The organism is Alcanivorax sp. 1008 (assembly GCF_020667895.1).
In the GTDB taxonomy this organism is placed as follows: Bacteria; Pseudomonadota; Gammaproteobacteria; order Pseudomonadales; family Alcanivoracaceae; genus PGZG01.
Genome location: NZ_JAFMPS010000066.1, coordinates 1 through 1,824, shown reverse-complemented (window position 1 = coordinate 1,824; position 1,824 = coordinate 1). Strand labels below are relative to the sequence as shown.

Annotated in this window: 1 protein-coding gene; it reads left to right on the top strand. The window is 51.7% G+C overall.

The features are described 5' to 3' along the window. Positions 1 to 56: 56 nt before the first annotated feature. The coding region (locus J1C54_RS16225; RefSeq protein WP_229149980.1) for a BspA family leucine-rich repeat surface protein at positions 57 to 1,824 on the top strand (1,768 nt) is incomplete at its 3' end.

Here is a 1,824-nt window from a genome sequence, read left to right as displayed (position 1 = left end):
GGCTCCCGCATTAGCTTGGCGGCCAGGCAAAGTATCCCCCTATGGAGTGCAGGAATATGTTTAACGACTTTCGATTTTCAAGCAGGCACGGTTACCCGAACGGTCTTCGGGTGGTCTTGCTGTCCTTCTTAATGGTTCTGTTCTCCTCGAAGGCCTTTGCTGCGCTCAGCGATGATTTTGTGACCACCTGGGAAACCACGGCGGCCAACGAAAGCATCACTATCCCCATGCAGTTCTCCCCTGATGGCTTTGACGTGGATTGGGGCGACGGGTCCGCCATCGAATCGGTCAGCGCTGGTGTCGCGCCGTCACACACCTATGCCAACCCGGGTGTGTATACCGTGCGTATCATCACGGCGCCAGCCGCCTCACTCAGGATCTATTTCGGCAATGGCGGAGACAAGCTCAAGATCCGCTCTGTTGAGCAGTGGGGGACGTCAGATTGGTCAAGTTTTTACGGTGCATTCTCTGGCTGTGAAAATATGAGCATGAATGCAACAGACGTCCCAAGCTCTCTCGGTGATAACCTGACTTCTGCTTTTAATAGCGTAAAAGGCGAGTTTAATGCCAGCGTAGGCTTGTGGGATGTCTCGCAGGTCACGAGCATGAAGCAAATGTTCTACAAAGCTGAAAACTTTAATGTTGATTTAAATACATGGGATGTCTCGCAAGTGACGAACATGGAATCAATGTTTTCGAACGCCAAAAGCTTTAACGGTGATATCAGTGCTTGGGATGTGCAAAATGTGACAAACATGGCGCTGATGTTCGCCTTTTCTGAAAGCTTTAATGCAGATTTAAATGCTTGGGATGTCTCTCAGGTGACCAACATGCGCAGGATGTTCTTTGGAGCTGAGAGCTTCATCGGGGATCTAAGTGCGTGGGATGTATCGCAAGTTACGGACATGTACCAGATGTTCTGGCGCGCCACCAGTTTTAATTCTGATTTGAGCGCGTGGGATGTTTCAAGCGTCACGGACATGAGCGGCATGTTCTTGGATGCATTGAGCTTTAGCAGTGCCCTGAGTTCCTGGGATGTGTCACAGGTCACCAACATGAGCGCCATGTTCTGGGGTGCAAGCTCTTTTAACGGTGACCTGAGTGGATGGGATGTTTCACAGGTCACGAACATGAGCGCTATGTTCAGGCTGGCCAGCAGCTTTAACGGCGATCTTAGTGGCTGGGATGTGTCGCAGGTGACTAACATGCGCGCGATGTTCGACCGTGCCGGGAGCTTTAACGGTGATGTGAGTGCGTGGGACGTATCTCAGGTCACGAATATGGAGTTGATGTTCAATGAGGTGTCGAGCTTCAACGCAGACGTGAGTGCGTGGGATGTCTCAGCGGTCACGGATATGGATCGTATGTTCAACAAAGCTGCAAGCTTTAATTCTGACTTGAGCGCTTGGGATGTGTCGCAGGTGACGAGCATGAATGGGATGTTCCAGGATGCCACTAGCTTCAACGGTGATGTAAGCACCTGGAATACGTCCCAGGTCACGAACACGGCCTATATGTTCAATGGTGCGTCAAGCTTCAACAGTGATGTCAGCAGCTGGGACATGTCCCAGGTGACGGACATGACGGAAATGTTCAGTGGCGCTGCCAGCTTTAACAGTGACCTGAGCGGCTGGGATGTCTCGAATGTGACAACCATGAATCAGATGTTCAGGGATGCCGCCAGCTTTGACGGTGATGTGAGCGGCTGGAATGTGTCACAGGTCACCGACATGAACGCCATGTTCAGGGGCGCGGAAAGCTTCAACGGTGATGTCAGTGGCTGGAGTACCGGCAATGTCACCGATATGGGAGGCATTTTCGCCA